The following is an 18312-nucleotide window of genomic DNA, read 5'->3' as shown; positions in this document are numbered from 1 at the left end:
GCGAAAGGAATAAAACAATGGCTGACGGCGATCTGCCCAAGAAAAAACCGCTGGCGCGCGATACCAACCGTATCGGTGACAGCTTCATCTTCCCGCCTGCGGTGATGGATGACATCCACATCAAGTCCGAACTTGGCCGCTACCGGATGCGGGGGTTCTCTCTGTTCAAGAAAATCCCGCACTGGGATGACCTGACCTTCCTGCCCGGCACGCTGACGCGTTTCGTGATCGAAGGCTACCGCGAGAAATGCGAGACCCAAACGGTGATTGGCCCGCGCGCCAAGAACCCGCTGGTACTGGATATCCCGGTCTATGTGACAGGCATGTCTTTCGGGGCGCTGTCCTATGAGGCGAAAACCGCGCTGGCGCGTGGTGCGACCATGGCCGGTACGGCGACGTGCTCGGGCGAGGGCGGCATGATCCCGGATGAGCGTCGCTATAGCTCCAAGTGGTTCTACCAGTGCATTCAGTCGCGCTATGGCTTCAACCCGAACCACCTGATCCTGGCGGATGGATGCGAGTTCTTCATCGGTCAGGGCTGTAAAGTTGGCCTTGGCGGTCACCTGATGGGTCAGAAAGTGACCGACCAGGTTGCCGAGATGCGGTCACTTCCTGCCGGTATCGACCAGCGTTCACCTGCCCGTCACCCCGACTGGCTGGGACCGGACGATCTGGCGCTGAAAATCCAGGAAATCCGTGAAGCGACGGACTGGCAGATCCCGATCCAGCTGAAGCTGGGCGCAAGCCGTGTCTATGACGACGTTCGGATGGCGGTGAAATGTGACCCGGACAGCATCTATATCGACGGCATGGAAGGCGGCACCGGTGCTGGTCCGCACCTTGCGACCGAAGATACCGGTGTACCGGGCATGGCCGCGATCCGTCAGGCGCGCAAGGCGATTGACGATCTTGGCAAGCGTGGCGAAATCAGCCTGGTCTATGCGGGCGGTATCCGGAACGGTGCCGACGTGGCCAAGGCGATTGCCCTGGGTGCAGACGCGATTGCGATCGGCCACTCGGTGATGATGGCGCTGAACTGCAACAAGGACATCCCCGAAGCCAACTATCAGGAAGAGATCCTGGCAGAGCCCGGCTATTGCTATCACTGTCACACGGGCCGTTGCCCGGTTGGCGTGGCCACGCAAGACCCGGAACTGCGCAAGCGTCTCGACCCGGATGCGGCGGCGGAACGTGTGTATAACTTCCTGCACACGCTCACCATCGAGGCACAGCTTTTTGCCCGTGCCTGCGGCAAGACCTATCTCCACTCGTTGGAGCCCGAGGATCTCGCCGCACTCACGATGGAAGCCTCGGCGATGGCGGGTGTTCCCCTTGCGGGCACCAGCCACACGGTCGGCGTCGAAGATTATCACCACCTGTAAGGGCGCGGCGGGGTGAACCCCGCCCTACCCAAACCGTAGGCCGGGGTTCACCCCGGCACCCCCGGAAAGGAGAATTGAAAATGGCTGGAACACAGTACCGCGGCTCCGAAATCAAGGATGTCGATCAGTTCCTGAAAGATGCGGACGGGCTTGCGTCTGAACGCGAAAAAGAAATCGGTCAGCATATCGGGTATCGCTATGATGTGAACCTTGTGCCCGACTATGACCGGATCACCCCCTTCCTGACCAAATACATGGAAACCATGGGATGGGACGATCTGAACTGGCTGGAAGACGTTCATATGGGCTATGAAGAGGGCGCTGCCGCCGTCTTTGACCGTAACAATAACGGCTGGGTCCGCGTGCCCGAATCCTATGATCTGCCTGACAACCAACAGGACCGCGACATGATTGCCCGGGAATTTCTGATCAAGTTTCAGATGTCCGACCGTCACCCGCTGGTTTCCTTGCGGAAGGCCTATATGAAGTTCTGAAAAGGACTCGATCAAATGCCGCGCCCGCTTGATATTGCTTGCCTACAGACCCGGCCGATGCCCGATTTCGCATCAGCCCTGGACGAGGCGATGCCGTTGGCCAGTTCAGCGGTCACAGCGGGCGCGGATATCCTTTTTCTACCGGAATATTGCGGCGGGCTGGCCACGGATGGCCCGCGCGTCACGCCGCCGGCCGCGCCCGAGGGCGCGCATCCGTTTCTGGACGCGATGCAGGAATTTGCCGCCAAGAGACAGGTCTGGATCAATCTTGGCTCCATCGCCATTGACGGCCCCGACGGACGGATCATCAACCGCGGCTACATGCTGGATGATACCGGCAATATCCGTGGCACCTATGACAAGATCCACATGTTTGATATCCAGCTCTCCGAGGACGAGGTTTACCGCGAAAGCGTCTGCGTCAGCGCCGGTAATCAGGCGGTGATCCACGACACGCCCTTTGCCCGGATCGGCCATACGATCTGTTATGATCTGCGCTTTCCCGATCTCTTCCGCAGCCTCGCCAAGGCCGGGGCCGAGATCATCATCTGCCCCGCCGCCTTCACCCGCAAGACCGGTGAGGCGCATTGGCATGTGCTTAACCGTGCCCGGGCCATCGAAACCACGCGCTTTGTCATCTCGCCCTGCGCCATCGGCCCCGTGCCCGGCGGCGGCGAAAGCTATGGCCATTCGCTGGTGGTCGATCCGTGGGGAGAGGTCATCAGCGATGGCGGAACCCTGCCGGGGGTTGTGCAGGCGCGGATTGATCTGGATAAGGTGGCTGAAACACAGGCGCGCATCCCGAGCCTTGGGCATGATCGCCCTTTCACGCTGACCACTGACACCAAAAGGAATGTTGCATGAGCTCCGTCGCCTCCCAACTTGGTGAAAGCTATTCCGACCACCCTCTGCGCAAGGCGTTCCTGCGCTGGCAATGCCGCGTGCGCCAGATGTCGATGCGCGATCAGGACGGGCGGCCCGATGACGCGATCATGCCCGCGGTGATCCTGCCCGATCAGGATGAACCGATGGGCCATATCATCACGGTGATGAGCAAATCCCCGGCCTATTCGGTGACGTCGGAGCTGGTGCATATGTCCGCCAAGACCAACGACCCGGCGCAGCGCCGCGATACGGCGATCCGGTTCCTGTCGGCGGGATATTATCAGAACGCTGTGGAGTTTTCGGACATCCTGACCGCCACGTTTCCACCCGGATCGGAAGGGGCTGCGCAAATCCATCAGGCCGGGGAATGCCGCCTGATCTTTGACGCCTATGCCCAGAAGTTCGACCTGACCTGCAAGGTCTGGCGTCTGGCCCAGCACAACCTGCTGCATCAGGCCACGGTGGCGCATAACAAGCTGTTCAACCCGGCCCTACCGCCCGATACCGAGGTGCTGGGGTTCGAGCCGAACTGGAAAGACAGCAGTTCCGACCCGGCCTACGGCTGATAAAAGGTCTGTCACCACATCGCTGAACTGCGCGGAAAACGCCCGTTTGAAGAGCGAACCTGCCGATCAACATGATCGTTGGGGATGACGCGCATGCGTGTGAACGTTCGTGCTGCGAATGCGGCTGATTGCGGCCCGCGCCGAGCTTAGCCAACACTGCAATACCATCGGGGACAGTATCTCACAAAAGAAACCGGGTCGGTGGGTTTTTTCTGGACTCGAAATTCAAAATGTATACAAATTGTATTCAAGTAGGGAGGGATGATGACCAAGGACAAGAAAACTGCCTGTCTCGAAGACCTGTGCATGCGTATCCTGATGCTGGATATTGCGCCCGGCAGCGATCTGGACGAAGCATCGCTCTGCGATCAATACGGTATCTCACGCACGCCAATGCGCGAGGTTTTTCAAAGACTTAGCGGCGCAGGTTATCTGCGGATCGAACAGAATCGCGGGGCCAAGGTGGCCTCGATGGACCTGGGGGTGATGCGCATGTTCTTTCAGACCGCCCCGATGATCTATGCCAATGTTGCACGTCTGGCAGCCGAGAATCGCCGCTCGGATGAAATCCCGCCGCTCAAGGCCATTCAGAAAGAATTTCGCGCTGCCGTTCTGGCCGGTGACACCGGGCAATCGGCGCTGCTGAACCATGCGTTTCATGAGCAGATCGGAGTCATGTCCCACAACCCCTACCTGCGCGCCAGCCTGGGCCGGATGCTGATCGACCACACGCGGCTTAGCCAGACATTCTATCGCCCCACTTCGGATGATGACCAGAACCGGGTGACCCGCGCCATTGACCACCACGACGCCATGATCGTCGCCATCGAACGTCAGGAACCGGCGGTCATCGTCGACCTGACCATCGACCACTGGAACCTGTCCCGTGACCGGTTGGAGCGCTTTGTCTCTCCTGATCCGCTGCCGCTGGACGTGATTGCAATGAAGGACCATAAACATGCGCTTTGAAGGCATCTACACGCCCATCGTGACGCCCTATCATGATGATTTCAGCGTCAACGAAAAGGCGCTTGCCGACACGGTCGACCTGCTGATCGGTGCCGGTGTGCATGGCATCATCGTCGCGGGCACCACCGGCGAATATTACGCGCAGACCTTCGAGGAGCGCGTGTGGATGATGCAGCGCGTTCATAAGCTGATCAAAGGCCGCGTGCCGATGATTGTGGGCACCGGTGACATCCGCACCGAAAACAGCATCGAATATGCCAAGGCGGCCAGGAAAGTCGGGGCAGATGCCCTTTTGATTGCCACGCCCCCCTATTCCTGTCCCACGGGCCGCGAAGTGGCGTTGCACTGCCTTGCTGTCGATCGTGCCGCCAACATGCCGGTGATGCTCTATAACTATCCGGGGCGGATGGGCGTGAACATGGACGAAGAAACGCTCGACCGTCTGGGGCGCTCACCGAATTTCTGCGCGATCAAGGAAAGTTCCGGGGATATCAACCGTTTGCATATGCTGGCGCGGGATTACCCGCATATCGCACTGAGCTGCGGGATGGACGACCAGGCCCTGGAATTCTTCGCCTGGGGCGCGCGCAGCTGGGTCTGCGCCGGATCGAATTTCGCGCCCGAGGCGCATATCGCGCTTTATCAGGCATGTGTGATCGAGGGGGATTTTACCAAGGGTCGTGCGATCATGTCGGCGATGTTGCCACTGATGCGCGTGCTGGAACAGGGCGGCAAATTCGTTCAGTGCATCAAGCATGGGCTGACGATGCGGGGCATCCCCGGCGGGCCGCCGCGCAAGCCTTTGCACCCGCTGAACAAAGACGACAAACGCGCGCTTGAGGAAGTCATCCGCACGATGAACACCAGCGTCGCCAACATCACAGGAGAGGCCAAATGACTGACCTTCTGACCAGCGACGAATACGGTGCCATCGCCGCCGAGATCGACCTGCCCGCGACCCCCTTCATCGACGGCAAGTTCCGCAAAGGCGCTGGCCCGATGATGGACACGATCAACCCGGCGACCGGCGATGTGTTGACAAAGATCAGCACCGCCAATGCCAAGGATGTTGATTTTGCGGTCAAGAAGGCCCGCGAAGCTTTCGATCAGGGGCACTGGTCGCGGCTGCACCCGTCTGAGCGCAAGGATGTGCTGATCCGCATGTGCAAACTGATCACCCGTCGGCGTCGCGAGTTGGCGGTGATGGAAAGCCTCGACAGCGGCAAGCCCATTCTTGATTGCGAAACCATCGACATCCCCGAGGTGATCCACACGATCAAATGGCATGCCGAGCTGATCGACAAGATCTATGACCAGACTGGCCCGTCGGGCGATGACGCGATCAGCATGATCGTGCGTGAACCCATCGGCGTCGTGGGCGTGGTGCTGCCGTGGAACTTCCCGCTGTTGATGATGGCGTGGAAGATCGGCCCGGCGCTGGCGGCTGGCAACTCGGTCATCGTGAAACCGGCGGAACAGACCAGCCTGACGGCGCTGCGGCTGGCCGAGATTGCCCATATGGCGGGCGTGCCGCGCGGCGTGTTGCAGGTGCTGCCCGGCGATGGCCCGTCGGTGGGAGAGCCGCTGGGGATGCATATGGATGTCGACATGGTCAGCTTCACCGGTTCGACCGAGACCGGCAAGCGGTTCCTGCGCTATGCCGCCGACAGCAACATGAAGGAAATCACGCTGGAATGCGGTGGCAAGAACCCCGCTGTTGTTCTGGAAGATGCCGAAAACCTTGATCATGTGGCGGCCCATGTGGTCAATGCCGCCTTCTGGAACATGGGCGAAAACTGCTCAGCCGCGTCGCGACTGATCGTGCATAAATCGGTCAGGGAGCCGCTGATGGAGCGGATCATCGCCCGCACCCGCGACTGGAAAACCGGCGATCCGCTGGACCCGGCCAACCATCTGGGCGCGCTGATCGACGCGGACCACTGCAAGAAGGTCGGCACATACCTGAAAGGCAAGGCGCTGGTCGGCGGCAAGGCCGAGGGCAATTTCGTGCCGCCCACGATCTATGCGGTCAAACCGGCGGACAAGAAGGCGCGTGAGGAAATCTTTGGCCCCATCCTGAGCGTGATCGAGGTTGCCAGCACCGAGGAAGCGATCCAGCTTGCCAATGACACCTCCTACGGCCTCGCGGCTAGCGTGTTCACCGCCAACACACGGCAAGCCATCCGCGCGGCGCGCGAGATCAAGGCGGGGACGGTGACGGTCAACTGTTATGGCGAAGGTGACATCAGCACGCCTTTTGGCGGCTTCAAGCAATCGGGGTTTGGCGGGCGCGACAATTCGGCCCACGCCCATGACCAGTTCACCCAACTCAAGACAATCTGGATCGACCTCAGCGATCCATCCGAAGGGGACAACGTTGGATGAGCGTTGATGCAGTAGGCACTGTCCGTCGCGGACGCGGGGCACGCAAATCGGCACGGCAGACGCGGGATTTCACCATGTTGCCCGCGCTTAAACGCAACCTGCCATTGACCGAGCCGATGGATGCCGAACAGATCGACCGGATCGACGCGGCCAGCATGCATATCCTGGAAAATGTCGGTGTACATTTCCGCGATGACATCGCGTTGGAGGATTGGCGCAAAGCGGGTGCCAAGATCGTTGGCGAAACGGTTTTCCTGGATCGGGGATTGGTGCGCGGCCTGATTGCAACGATCCCCGAAACCTTTACCTATCACGCCCGCAACCCGGCCAATAACCTGCCTTTCGGTCGCGACCACGGGATTTTCGTGCCGATGACCGGCGCGCCTTTTCTGCGCGATTTGGATGACGTGCGCCGCAACCCGACGATGGAAGACCTGGCGAACTTCCACAAGCTTGCGCATATGTTGCCCGCGCTGCACAGCTCGGCACATCACATTGTCGAGCCTTACGATCATCCGATCAGCCAGCGGCATCTGCGCATCACCTATTCGTCGATGAAGCATTCCGACAAGACCTTCATGGGCATGACCACCAGCCCGAAGAATGCCGAGGATGTGATGGAGATGTGCGCCATTCTCTTTGGCGAGGCGTATCTGGAAACCCATCCGGTCTGTACCGGCAATTGCAACGGCAACTCGCCGCTGGTCTGGGATGAAACCATGCTGGGGGCGATGCGGGCTTTCTGCAAGCGCAACCAGCCGGTGCTCTGCTCGCCCTTCGTGCTGGGTGGGGCCAACACGCCCGCCTCGGTCGCGCCCACCGTGGCGCAACTGAATGCCGAGGCGCTGAGCGCGCTGGCCTATACGCAGGTCGTGCGCAAGGGCTGCCCGGCGATCTATGGCCATTACCTGAGCACTGTCAGCATGAAATCCGGTGCGCCGATGGCGGGCACGCCCGAAATATCACTGATGAACCTGATGATCGGCCAGATGGCGCGGTTCTATGGCGTGCCGTGGCGGTCCTCGAACACGCTGGGCGGCGCCAAGACCTTTGACGCGCAGGCCGGATACGAAAGCGCCACGACCCTGATGGCCCTGCAAATGGCGGGCACCAATTACATGTGGCATTCCGCTGGCTGGAACGAGGCCGGGATGCATTGTTCAATGGCGAAATTCGTGGTCGATGCTGAACAATGCGCCATGGCCTACCGCATGGCCGAGGGTATCCGCTGGGATGACTTTGACGAGGCCTTGGCGGCGGTCGGCGATATCGGCCCCGGCGGGCATTACCTGGGCCATCCGCACACGCTGGAGAACTTCCAGCGCGCGTTTTTCATGCCAGAGCTTTTCGACAATAACTCGATCGAGCAATGGCAGGCCGAGGGCGGTGTCGAGATCAATGAACGCGCGCTCAATTACACCCGCGATTTGCTGGGCAGCTACGAAGAACCCAAGCTGGACGCAGGCGTGAACGAAGCCCTATTGGATTACATCGCCCGCCGCGAACGCGAAATTCCGGCGGCAGACGCGCTCAATCAGGATCATTGATGCGTATCTCCGAGGTTCATATCTTCCAGCACGACCTGCCGGTCAGGAATGGCCCATATACCATGGCCAACGCGCAGGTTTGGGCGCTGGATACGACGCTGGTGCGGCTGGTCTCGGATACCGGTCTGGAAGGCTGGGGTGAAACCTGCCCGGTCGGCCCCACCTATGCCGAGGCGCATGCCAAAGGGGCGCGCGCGGCGCTGATGGAAATGGCGCCCGGACTGATCGGGGCCGAGGTTGCGCCGCTGACCCTGCACCGGGTGATGAACGGGCTTTTGAACGGGCACAACTATGCCAAGGCGGCGATTGATATTGCCGCCCATGATCTGATCGGCAAGGCAACCGGCCTGCGTGTCGCGGATCTGCTGGGCGGGGTGGCGACCGAACGTGTGCCCTCCTACTACGCCACTGGGGTGGGCGAACCCGACGAGATCGCCCGGCTGGCCGTCGAGAAAGTCGCCGAAGGTTATCCGCGCCTGCAAATCAAGGTCGGCGGCCGCCCGGTAGAAGTGGATATCGCCGTTATCCGCAAGGTCTGGGAAACCATCGGTGGCAAGGCACGCCTCGCGGTCGATGGTAACCGTGGCTGGACCACAAGGGATGCGCTGCGCGTCAGTCGCGAATGCCCGGATATTCCCTTCATCATGGAACAGCCCTGCAATACCGTCGATGAGTTGCGCCAGATCCGCACGCAGGTCAGCCACGCGATCTATATGGACGAAAACGCCGTCGATCTGGGCACGGTCATCAGCGCCGCAGGCACCGGGCTGGTTGACGGGTTCGGCATGAAGCTTACACGGATCGGCGGGCTGCACCGCATGGCGGCGTTCCGCGATATCTGCGAGGCCCGAAGCCTGCCGCATACCTGCGATGATAGCTGGGGCGGGGACATCATCGCCGCTGCCTGCACCCATATCGGGGCCACGGTGAACCCGCGCCTGCTGGAAGGTGTCTGGCTTGCAGCACCCTATATCGAGGGCAATTACGACCCGGAAAACGGCATCGCGATCAAGGGCGGCCATATCGCCTTGCCGCAGGGACCCGGCCTTGGGGTTGTGCCCGATGCCACGCAGTTTGGCCCACCTGTCGCGTCTTTCGGGGGCTAGGCGATGGCGGGCACGCTGGCATATCTGGACCTTGCCGATCCGGGGTTTTCAACCCGGGGGGCGCAAGTTCTGGCCGCGCGCGACGCGGATTGGTGTGCCGAGACACCCTATGGCCTGGCCGTACTGCGCTACCGTGAAGTTGGTAAAATCCTGCGCGACAAACGATTCCGGCAGGGCAGTCACAACTGGCCCGACACGGTGGGGATCAGCGGCAGGTTCGCCGATTTCTGGCGGCAATCGGTCATCGGCCAGGAAGGCCCGGCGCATCAGCGCATGCGCGCCCTCGCCGTGCCCGCGCTGAGCGAGGATTATGTGACGGGATTGGCGCCCACCTTCCTGCGCATAGCGCGTGATCTCTGTGCCGGGCTACGCCAGACCGACCACGCGGAATTTCAATCGGCCTTCAGCGATCCGTTCACCGGACAGGTCATCGCCACGTTGCTGGACCTTTCGCCGGATGAATGGCCGGGCGTCGCCCATGATGCCTCGGAGCTGGGACTGGCGATGGGCATCACCGCCAAACACTACGAGAGCCGTTGCAATGCCGCCTGTGAACGCCTGTTCGATCTGGCCGCGCGGCTGGTGGTCCGGGTGCGGCAGGGGCGCGACACCGACAGCTACGTCGCCCGGATGGTGGCGGAATTCGACCGCAACGGCGATTGCAGCCACGAAGAATTGCTCAACACCATCGTCATCTCGATCTTCGGCGGGGTTGATACTACCCGCGCATTGCTTGGGCTTGGCCTGTCGCTTTTCATCGAGCACCCCGTGCAATGGCAGGCGTTGCGCGCCGATGCGTCGCTGATCCCGGCGGCTGTCGAGGAATTCATCCGTGCCCGTCCGACAACCACCTGGGCCACGCGCGAGGCCACCGAGCAGATCGAGATGAATGGCCGCACCATTGCCAGGGGCACTGTCCTGCATCTGCTGGTTCACGCCTCGGCGCGCGATCCCGAGATCTGCGATAATCCGACTTTCGACATCACCCTGCCGCGTAAACAACATTTCGGTTTTGGCGGTGGGGCGCATCACTGCATCGGGCATTTCGTGGCCCGCACCGACATGGCCGCGGCGCTGACCGCCCTGCGCGAGACTTTCGCCACAATCGCCTATGACGGCACGCCCGACTGGATGCCCGACAGTGGCAATACCGGGGCGATCAAACTCCCTATCAGATATGAGGTAAGCCCATGAGGTTCCAAGGCAAAACCGCACTGGTTACCGGTGCCGCCGGCGGTATCGGCAAGGCGCTTGTTGCCACGCTCAGGGCCGAGGGCGCGCGGGTGGCGGTAACGGACCGCGATACATCCGGGATCGAGGCTGACGCGCATTTCGATGGCGATCTGCTGGACAAGGCCTTTTGCGATGCGCTGCCGGGGCAGGTGACCGAAGCGCTTGGCAGCCTTGATATCCTCTGCAACAACGCGGGTGTCATCACCCGGGGTGACATCACCCAGGCCACCGATGCCGATTACGCCCTGACCATGGGCGTGAATGTCGAAGCGCCTTTCCGGCTGTGCCGCGCGGCCATCCCGATCATGGCGCACAAAGGCGGCACCATCGTCAACACCGCATCCTGCTGGGGCCTCAGCCCCGGCCCCAACCATCCGCTTTACATCATGTCCAAGGCGGCGATCGCCTCGCTTACCCAATGCCTCGCCCGCGATCACGCGCCACAGGGCATCCGCGTCAACGCCGTCTGCCCGAATGAGGTCAACACACCCATGCTGCGCACCGGCTTTGCCATTCGCGGGCTCGATCCCGACAAGGCGGTCGATGACCTGAATGCCAGCGTGCCCCTGGGCCGGATCGCTGAACCGCAGGACATCGTCGACGTGATCACCTTCCTGGCCTCGGATGCGGCGCGCTATGTCTGCGGCGCGCTGGTCGAGGTCAACGGCGCGAAACCGGTGGCGTGATGGGACGGTTTGCAAACAAAACCGCCCTGGTTACCGGCGCCTCCAGCGGTATGGGGCAGGCCACGGCGCGGCTACTGGCAGAGCAGGGCGCACGGGTCTTTACTGCGCAACGTGGCGCGGCGGATCACGAAGCTATCGCCGCCGATTTCGCCGACCCAACGGCACCGGCACAGGTGATCGACCACATTGCGCAGACCGCCGGGCAGCTTGATATCCTGATCAACAATGCCGGCGTCATGCGCGAAGGCACGGTCGAAGAAACTTCTGAGGCCGACTGGCACCTGCAACTACAGGTCAACCTGACCGCGCCGTTCCTGCTGACGCGCCACGCCATGCCATTGCTGAAGCAGAACAGCGGAGCCATCGTCAATGTCGGTTCGATCGAAGGGCTGGGATCGAACCCGCGCCACCCGGCCTATTGTGCCTCAAAGGCGGGGCTGCACGGGCTGTCCCGCGCGGTGGCTGTCGATCATGGTCCCGATGGGGTGCGCTGCAACGCTGTTGCACCGGGTTGGATCGACACGCCGCTCAACGTGGATTTCATCGAAAGCCTGGGCGATCCGGAGGCGTTCCGTGCACAGATCGGCGGTATTCATCCGGTGCGCCGGACCGGCACGCCCGCGGAAGTGGCGCAGCTGATCTGCTGGCTGGCCTCGGATGAGGCAAGTTTTGTCACCGGGCAGGTCTATACCATCGACGGTGGCCGCACCGCACAATTGAGCCTGCCATGAAAATCAGACGCCTGCCTGTCGACACCGGCATCTCGGGCTGGAACGCCATCCTGCCCGCGCCGGATGCACCGGATGAGCTTAGCGATCATATCACCGCCGACTGGCTGGTGATTGGCGGCGGTTTTGCCGGGCTTGCCGCCGTGCGCCGTCTGTCGATCCTGCACCCGGATGCCCGCATCGTGCTGCTGGAGGCGAAACGCATCGGCGAAGGCCCCGCCGGGCGCAATACTGGCTTCATGATCGACCTGCCGCATCACCTGACATCCGAGGGCTATGGCGGCCAGATGGAACGTGACCGCAAGGATGCTGCCGCCAACCGCGCGGCCATCGACTTTACGGCGCAGATGGCGACAGAGTTCGGCCTGAGCAAAGAGGCGTTTGATCGCCCCGGCAAGATCAACGCCGCCGCCTCGGATCACGGCCATGCCCATAACCTGGAATACGCGCAGCATCTGACGAATATGAACGAGCCGCACGAGATGCTGGATGCCGCGCAGATGCACCAGATCACCGGCACGTCCTACTATCAAAGCGGTCTTGTCACGCCGGGGGCCGGGCTGGTGCAGCCTGCCCTGTTCGTCCGCAGCATGGCAAAGGGGCTGAGGTCGAACCGGGTCAGCCTTTATGAAAACGCCCCGGTGATCCGGTTGCAGCGGGATCGTGACTGGACAGCGCAAACGCCGAACGGGTCCGTTACCGCGCCCAAGGTCATTCTGGGAGTGAATGGCCACGCCAACAGCTTCGGCCATTTCAGGGGCCGGTTGATGCATATCCACCTTTACGGCTCGATGACCCGCGCGCTGACACCGGATGAAATCAAAACGCTAGGCGGTGATCGCCGATGGGGGCTGACACCTGCCGATCCAATGGGCTCGACCGTGCGGCGGATTTCCGGCACCGGCGGCGACCGGATCATCGTGCGCAACCGGTTCAGCTATGACCCGTCGATGCAGATCAGCGAGGGTAAACTGGCCCGCATGGCGTGCGATCACGACAAGGGGTTTGCCGCGCGGTTTCCGATGCTCAAAGGGGTTGAGATGGAATATCGCTGGGGCGGGCGGCTGTGCCTCAGCCGCAATGGCGCGCCTGCCTTGGGCGAGGTGGACGAGGGGCTTTATTCCGCCTGCTGTCAGAACGGGCTGGGCGTGGCCAAGGGTACGCTGCACGGGATGCTGATGGCCGATCTGGCCTCGGGTGTCGGATCGGATCTGCTGGATCAGGTGCTGGACCAACCACTGCCCTCGCGCCTGCCGCCCGAACCCTTCGCAACCCTTGGCGCCAGGGCCGTGCTGCGGTGGGGCGAGTACAAGGCGGGCCGCGAAATCTGACGGCGTTTGACGCCACGGCTTTGCCTGCCTAACGTGGCCTGGATGGATATTCCAAAGCAGATGCCAAACGATGAGGTCGCGGCGCTTTTCGCGTCGCTGCCGCCGGTCGAGGTGGCGGATCTGCTTGGCGGCTGGTCTGGCAGCGGGATTGCGACCGGGCACCCGCTGGATGCGCTGCTTGAGGTCTCGGGCTGGGTCGGAAAACGCTTTGACAGTGCCGAGGAGGTGCACCCGCTTATTCATCGCAGCATCATGGGCCAGATCAGCCTCAACCCCGGCCTGATGTCCTTGTCGCTGATGCGGGCGCTGAACCTTGCCCATTGGCCGTTCATGCGCCAGATTTTCTATCTGATCTGCCCGCTTTTCAGGACCGGAAAGCCGAAGGCGCGGTTGCGTATGGTTACGTATGAGGGCGTCAGCTCCGCCGCGATGATCTATGACCAGAAGGCGATCATAGATCATTTCCGCCGGGTCGATGATCAGCGCCTGATGGGTCTGATGGATCTCCGGGTTGACGCGTGCCCGTTCTTCTTTCTGCTGGAACGCAAATAGGCGTTTCTAACCGGAGGCAAGGTCTTTCAGGATCGGGCAATCGGGGCGGTTATCCCCGGCACAGGCATGGACCAGTTCGGTCAGGGTGGCCTGCATGGATTGCAACTGCGCGATCTTGTCCTCGATCTGTTTCAGATGCTCTTGCGCCAGTTGCTTTACATCGGCACTGGCGCGGGTCTCATCTTCGTACAGCGCCATCAGGGTGCGGCAATCCTCGATCGAGAAACCAAGCGCGCGGGCGCGGCCCAGAAAGGCCAGCTTGTGCATGTCGGTTTCGCGAAACACGCGGTAACCATTGGTGTCGCGCAGCGGGCTGATCAGACCGATATCCTCGTAATAGCGGATGGTCTTGACCGGCATGTCGATGCGCTTGGCCACGTCCCCGATGTTCATATTGCCCTCCTTCATTCTGCGGCGGCGGCGTGCAGCCGGTGTTGCGGCGCTGGATCGGATTGCGCGTGCATCGCGGGCGTCATCCCGCGCAGGCGCAACGCGTTGCTCAGCACAAAGACCGACGACAATGCCATCGCCCCCGCCGCCAGCATCGGCGACAAGAGCATCCCTGTCAGCGGATAGAGCACACCCGCGGCAACCGGAATCAGCGCGGCGTTATAGGCAAAGGCCCAGAACAGGTTCTGCCGGATGTTGCGCATCGTGCGGCGCGACAGGTGCAGTGCATTGACCACGCCCGACAGATCGCCCGACATCAGCACAATATCGGCGGCTTCTATTGCCACATCCGTGCCACTGCCCACGGCCAGTCCGACCTCGGCCCGGGCCAGCGCGGGGGCGTCATTGATGCCGTCGCCGACGAAGGCCACCGCGCCGAACCGGTCCTGCAAGGCGTGCACGGCCTCAACCTTGCCTTCGGGCAGGACGCCGGCGGTGACGTGATCTATGCCCAGCTCGCCAGCGATGGCCTGCGCCGTCGCCTCGGTATCGCCGGTGATCATCGCCACTTTCAACCCTGCCGCATGCAGCCGTTCGACAACCGCCCGCGCCGAGGGTTTGATCGCGTCCGACACCGCCATTGCCGCCGCCAGTGTTTCGTCAATGGCGGCAAAGACCGGGGTTTGTCCCTTGGCGGCCATCGCCGTGACCGCCCCGGCAAACGCATCGCAGGAAATGCCCTCGCGCTGCATCAGCCGTTCGGTGCCGACCAACACGTCGCGGCCCTCGACCTTTGCGCGCAACCCATGCCCGCCGATGGCCGTGAAACCTGACACGTTCGGCAGGTTCAACCCGCGTGCCGCCGCCTCGATCGCGCGCCCGATAGGGTGCTCTGACTTGCCCTCGGCCGCCGCCACCAGGCGCAGCACCACGTCGCGTTCAAACCCTTGGGCCAGGTCCATCCGGATCAGCGTTGGCTGCCCTTCTGTCAGCGTGCCGGTCTTGTCAAAGGCGATCACCTGCACCTCGTCCAACTGCTGCAACGCGTCGCCCTTGCGGAAAAGCACGCCCAGTTCCGCCGCGCGGCCCGTGCCCACCATGATCGAAGTTGGCGTCGCCAGACCCATCGCGCAGGGGCAGGCGATGATCAGGACCGACACGCCCGCCACCAGCGCATAGCTCAGCACCGGGGCGGGGCCATAAAAACCCCAGACCAGAACCGTCAGCACCGCCAGCACGATCACCACCGGCACGAAGACCCGCACCACCCGGTCCGCCAGCGCCTGTATCGGCAGCTTGGCCCCCTGCGCCTGTTCCACCATCGCGATGATCCGCGCCAGAACCGTGTCGCGGCCCACCTTGGTGGCACGGAACGCCAGCGCGCCGCTGCCATTGATCGTGCCGCCGACAACTGCCGCGCCCGGGTCTTTCGCCACCGGCACCGGCTCGCCCGAGATCATGGATTCGTCGACGTAAGAGCTGCCCTCGGTCACTTCGCCATCCACGGCGATCCGCTCACCGGGGCGGACATGCAGGATGTCGCCCACGGTTACCTCTTCGATGGCCAGTTCGATGACCTCACCGCCGCGTTCGACCTGTGCGGTCTTGGGCTGCAATCCGATCAGCTTGCGGATCGCGGCACCGGTCCGGCCCTTGGCCCGCGCCTCAAGCCAGCGGCCCAGCAGGATCAGCGTGACGATCACTGCCGCCGCCTCGAAGTAAACTGCCAGCGTCTCAGCGGGCAGCAGGGAGGGGGCAAGAAGCGACAGGGTCGAAAAGGCCCAGGCGGCGCTTGTCCCAAGCGCGACAAGGCTGTTCATATCCGGCGCGGCCCGGATCAGCGCCGGTATGCCGCGGGTAAAGAATTCGCGCCCCGGCCAGAAAAGAACAATCGTCGTCAGGATGAATTGCAGCATCCAAGAATTCTGCCGCCCCATCGTATCGTCGATCAGCCCCGCCATGCCGGGGATGAAATGGCTGCCCATCTCCAGCACGAAAACTGGCAGGGTCAGGATGGCGGCGATCAGAAAGCTACGTCTGGCGTGTTGCGCTTCTTGCTGGCGGCGGTCGGTCTGGTCATCGGCTGCGGCGTCATGTTGATGCGCGGGATACCCGGCCTGTGTCAGCGCCCGCGCCAGCGTTTCCGCATCGGTCATGCCCGCCAGGAACCTTACCTGCGCCTGCGCGCTGGCCAGGTTGACGCTGGCCGTCACCACGCCCGGCACGGCATGCAGCGCTGCCTCGGCCCGACCAACGCTGGATGCACAGCTCAGATCCCTGATCGACAGGGTAATTTCCCGCGCGCGCGCCGGGTACCCGGCGGCGTTCAGTGCTTCGGTCACCTCATGCAGCTCGGCGCTAACCAGCTGCATCTGCGCCGATCCGGCGGCGAAATTCACCGACACGTCACGGATGCCGGGCAGGGCGGTCAGCGCCCGTTCGGCACGGCCAGCGCATCCGGCGCAGGACATGCCGTCAATTTCAATCCGAAGTGTCTGTGGCGCGGTCATCCGGGTCTCGATCATCTGAGTCGTCACGATACAGATAAGGTCTCCAGTCACTGGAAGGTCAAGGGGGTGCGATCATTCCATGCTGCGATAGCGGAAAACGCCGGTGGCGGTGGCGATCACCGTGCCTAGCGCGTCGCTGACCTTGCCTTCGGCGAAATAGGTCTTGCGCCCGCCGCCCACCCGCCAGCCTTCGGCGATCAGGTGGCTGCCCTCGGCCTGCGCCAGATAGTTCACCGTCAGCGACAGGGTCAGCGCCATTTGCCGCCGGTCCGGATCACCGGTGTAGCAGCCCGCAAAACCCATCGCGCTATCGAGCAGCGTGGCATGCACCCCGCCATGCGGCAGGCCCTGACGGTTCATCAACACCTTGGTCAGCGGCACTTCGATCCGGGCGTAATCCGGCTGCCAGGCGGTCATCTGAAAGCCCAGATGCTGTTGCAGCGGATAGCTGTCCTCGACAAGTTTTGGGTCAAGATCGGGGGTGGTCATCCGGCACCTTTCGCGGCCTCAAGGCCCTGTCGTGCAAATTCGGGCACATGCGCGCCCAGCCTCAGCGCGCGGTCCGGGTCCGAGGCGTTGCCATCCAGCGCGCGTTTCTTCACCCCCTGCAATATCGCCCCCATTCGGAAATAGCAAAAGGCGAGGTAGAAGTTGAAATTCCGGATGGGTTTCAGGCCTCTGCGCTGGCAATAGGCGTCGATGAACTGTTGATCCGACCACAGGCCAAGCGCCGCGCGGTCAACACCGGCCAGCCCGCGCCCCTCGCGTCCGGGGGGCATCTGCCATTGCATGATCACGCTGGCCAGATCGGCAAACGGGTGACCGATGGTGGAAAGTTCCCAATCCAGCACGGCGCGGCAGTTGGTGCCCTCGGGCGCGAATAGGAGGTTGTCCAGACGATAGTCGCCATGCACCAGCGTGCGCTGGCCGTCATCGTCGGGCATGTTGTCGCCCAGCCAGTCAATCAGCGCGGTCATCGCGGGCAGATCCCCGGTCTGGGTGGTATGATATTGCGTGGTCCAGCGGTCCAGCTGGCGCTGGCAGTAGTTGCCGGTAGGGCCGTAATCAGCGAGTCCCGTGGCACTCAGGTCGATGTCGTGGACGGCGGCCAGAACGCAATTCATCTCATCCATGATCGCGGCGCGTTGATCCGCAGCAAGTTCGGGCAGGCGCGGGTCGTCGAATATGCGGCCCTGCACCTCTTCCATGATGTAAAAGGCCGATCCGATCACATTGTCATTTTCGCAGAGCGCATACATTCGTGCGACGGGCACGTTGGAACCGGCAAGTGCCCGTTGTACGCGGAACTCGCGATCGACCGCATGGGCGGATTTCAGCAATACCCCCGGCGGCTTGCGGCGCAGCACATAGGTCGTGTCGGGCGTGGTCAGTCGGTAAGTCGGGTTGGACTGTCCGCCGCTGAATTTCTCGCTGCTCAGAACCGGCCCGGCCCCTGCAAGGTGGTCGGTCAGCCAGTCGGAAACGGCGCTCTGTTCTGCGGTGGTCATTGCGGTCATCGGACACCCCTTGCCGGACGGTCGCACAAGT

General features: G+C 62.4%; 18 protein-coding genes. 14 read left to right on the top strand and 4 right to left on the bottom strand.

All coding sequences use genetic code 11. The features are described from left to right. Positions 1-17: 17 nt before the first annotated feature. From Q1B27_RS10685 to Q1B27_RS10620, 14 genes are all read left to right on the top strand, one after another. Complete coding sequence (locus Q1B27_RS10685) at positions 18-1382, top strand: FMN-binding glutamate synthase family protein (protein ID WP_299847293.1); 1365 nt, start codon at positions 18-20, stop codon at positions 1380-1382. Positions 1383-1462: 80 nt separating this feature from the next. Beyond that, positions 1463-1876: a hypothetical protein gene (locus tag Q1B27_RS10680; protein ID WP_299847292.1), complete on the top strand. Its 414-nt coding sequence runs from the start codon at positions 1463-1465 to the stop codon at positions 1874-1876. A gap of 15 nt (positions 1877-1891) precedes the next feature. Continuing rightward, positions 1892-2740, top strand: coding sequence for a carbon-nitrogen hydrolase family protein (locus tag Q1B27_RS10675; protein ID WP_299847290.1), 849 nt, complete (start codon positions 1892-1894; stop codon positions 2738-2740). Continuing rightward, positions 2737-3327: a hypothetical protein gene (locus Q1B27_RS10670; protein ID WP_299847288.1), complete on the top strand. Its 591-nt coding sequence runs from the start codon at positions 2737-2739 to the stop codon at positions 3325-3327. The genes Q1B27_RS10675 and Q1B27_RS10670 overlap by 4 nt, the downstream gene beginning before the upstream one ends. A gap of 264 nt (positions 3328-3591) precedes the next feature. Beyond that, positions 3592-4296, top strand: a complete 705-nt coding sequence (locus Q1B27_RS10665) for a GntR family transcriptional regulator (RefSeq protein WP_299847286.1) — start codon at positions 3592-3594, stop codon at positions 4294-4296. Continuing rightward, positions 4286-5194 carry a dihydrodipicolinate synthase family protein gene (locus Q1B27_RS10660; protein WP_299847284.1) on the top strand — a complete coding sequence of 303 codons (909 nt, stop codon included), beginning with the start codon at positions 4286-4288 and terminating at the stop codon, positions 5192-5194. The genes Q1B27_RS10665 and Q1B27_RS10660 overlap by 11 nt, the downstream gene beginning before the upstream one ends. After that, positions 5191-6681, top strand: coding sequence for an aldehyde dehydrogenase (locus tag Q1B27_RS10655; protein ID WP_299847282.1), 1491 nt, complete (start codon positions 5191-5193; stop codon positions 6679-6681). Before Q1B27_RS10660 ends, Q1B27_RS10655 begins: the two co-directional genes overlap by 4 nt. Beyond that, positions 6678-8228, top strand: a complete 1551-nt coding sequence (locus tag Q1B27_RS10650) for a trimethylamine methyltransferase family protein (RefSeq protein ID WP_299847280.1) — start codon at positions 6678-6680, stop codon at positions 8226-8228. Before Q1B27_RS10655 ends, Q1B27_RS10650 begins: the two co-directional genes overlap by 4 nt. Next, entirely contained in the window at positions 8228-9334 is a 1107-nt protein-coding gene (locus Q1B27_RS10645; protein WP_299847278.1) for a mandelate racemase/muconate lactonizing enzyme family protein, read from the top strand. The genes Q1B27_RS10650 and Q1B27_RS10645 overlap by 1 nt, the downstream gene beginning before the upstream one ends. Positions 9335-9337: 3 nt before the next feature. Next, positions 9338-10528 carry a cytochrome P450 gene (locus Q1B27_RS10640; RefSeq protein ID WP_299847276.1) on the top strand — a complete coding sequence of 397 codons (1191 nt, stop codon included), beginning with the start codon at positions 9338-9340 and terminating at the stop codon, positions 10526-10528. Then, entirely contained in the window at positions 10525-11253 is a 729-nt protein-coding gene (locus Q1B27_RS10635; protein ID WP_299847274.1) for an SDR family NAD(P)-dependent oxidoreductase, read from the top strand. Before Q1B27_RS10640 ends, Q1B27_RS10635 begins: the two co-directional genes overlap by 4 nt. After that, positions 11253-11984, top strand: a complete 732-nt coding sequence (locus Q1B27_RS10630) for an SDR family NAD(P)-dependent oxidoreductase (protein ID WP_299847272.1) — start codon at positions 11253-11255, stop codon at positions 11982-11984. Before Q1B27_RS10635 ends, Q1B27_RS10630 begins: the two co-directional genes overlap by 1 nt. Further along, the gene (locus Q1B27_RS10625; protein WP_299847270.1) at positions 11981-13312 is read left to right on the top strand and encodes an FAD-binding oxidoreductase; all 1332 of its coding nucleotides are present in this window, start codon (positions 11981-11983) and stop codon (positions 13310-13312) included. Before Q1B27_RS10630 ends, Q1B27_RS10625 begins: the two co-directional genes overlap by 4 nt. Before the next feature lie 42 nt (positions 13313-13354). Continuing rightward, complete coding sequence (locus tag Q1B27_RS10620; protein ID WP_299847268.1) at positions 13355-13864, top strand: DUF4334 domain-containing protein; 510 nt, start codon at positions 13355-13357, stop codon at positions 13862-13864. Between the two features lie 6 nt (positions 13865-13870). Here the strand turns inward: Q1B27_RS10620 and cueR are convergent, their stop codons facing one another. The 4 genes from cueR to Q1B27_RS10600 all read right to left on the bottom strand — a co-directional run bounded on the left by cueR (position 13871) and on the right by Q1B27_RS10600 (position 18272). Next, the gene (gene cueR, locus Q1B27_RS10615) at positions 13871-14257 is read right to left on the bottom strand and encodes a Cu(I)-responsive transcriptional regulator (RefSeq protein ID WP_299847267.1); all 387 of its coding nucleotides are present in this window, start codon (positions 14255-14257) and stop codon (positions 13871-13873) included. Between the two features lie 11 nt (positions 14258-14268). Beyond that, on the bottom strand, positions 14269-16764 hold the full coding sequence (locus Q1B27_RS10610; protein WP_299847676.1) for a heavy metal translocating P-type ATPase: 2496 nt from the start codon (positions 16762-16764) through the stop codon (positions 14269-14271). A gap of 72 nt (positions 16765-16836) precedes the next feature. Continuing rightward, positions 16837-17253, bottom strand: coding sequence for a PaaI family thioesterase (locus Q1B27_RS10605; protein ID WP_299847265.1), 417 nt, complete (start codon positions 17251-17253; stop codon positions 16837-16839). After that, positions 17250-18272: a phosphotransferase family protein gene (locus Q1B27_RS10600; RefSeq protein WP_299847674.1), complete on the bottom strand. Its 1023-nt coding sequence runs from the start codon at positions 18270-18272 to the stop codon at positions 17250-17252. Before Q1B27_RS10600 ends, Q1B27_RS10605 begins: the two co-directional genes overlap by 4 nt. Between the last annotated feature and the right edge of the window lie 40 nt (positions 18273-18312).

The organism is uncultured Roseovarius sp., from assembly GCF_947489715.1.
Taxonomy (GTDB): Bacteria; Pseudomonadota; Alphaproteobacteria; order Rhodobacterales; family Rhodobacteraceae; genus Roseovarius.
This window is presented reverse-complemented; position numbering and strand designations above follow the sequence as displayed.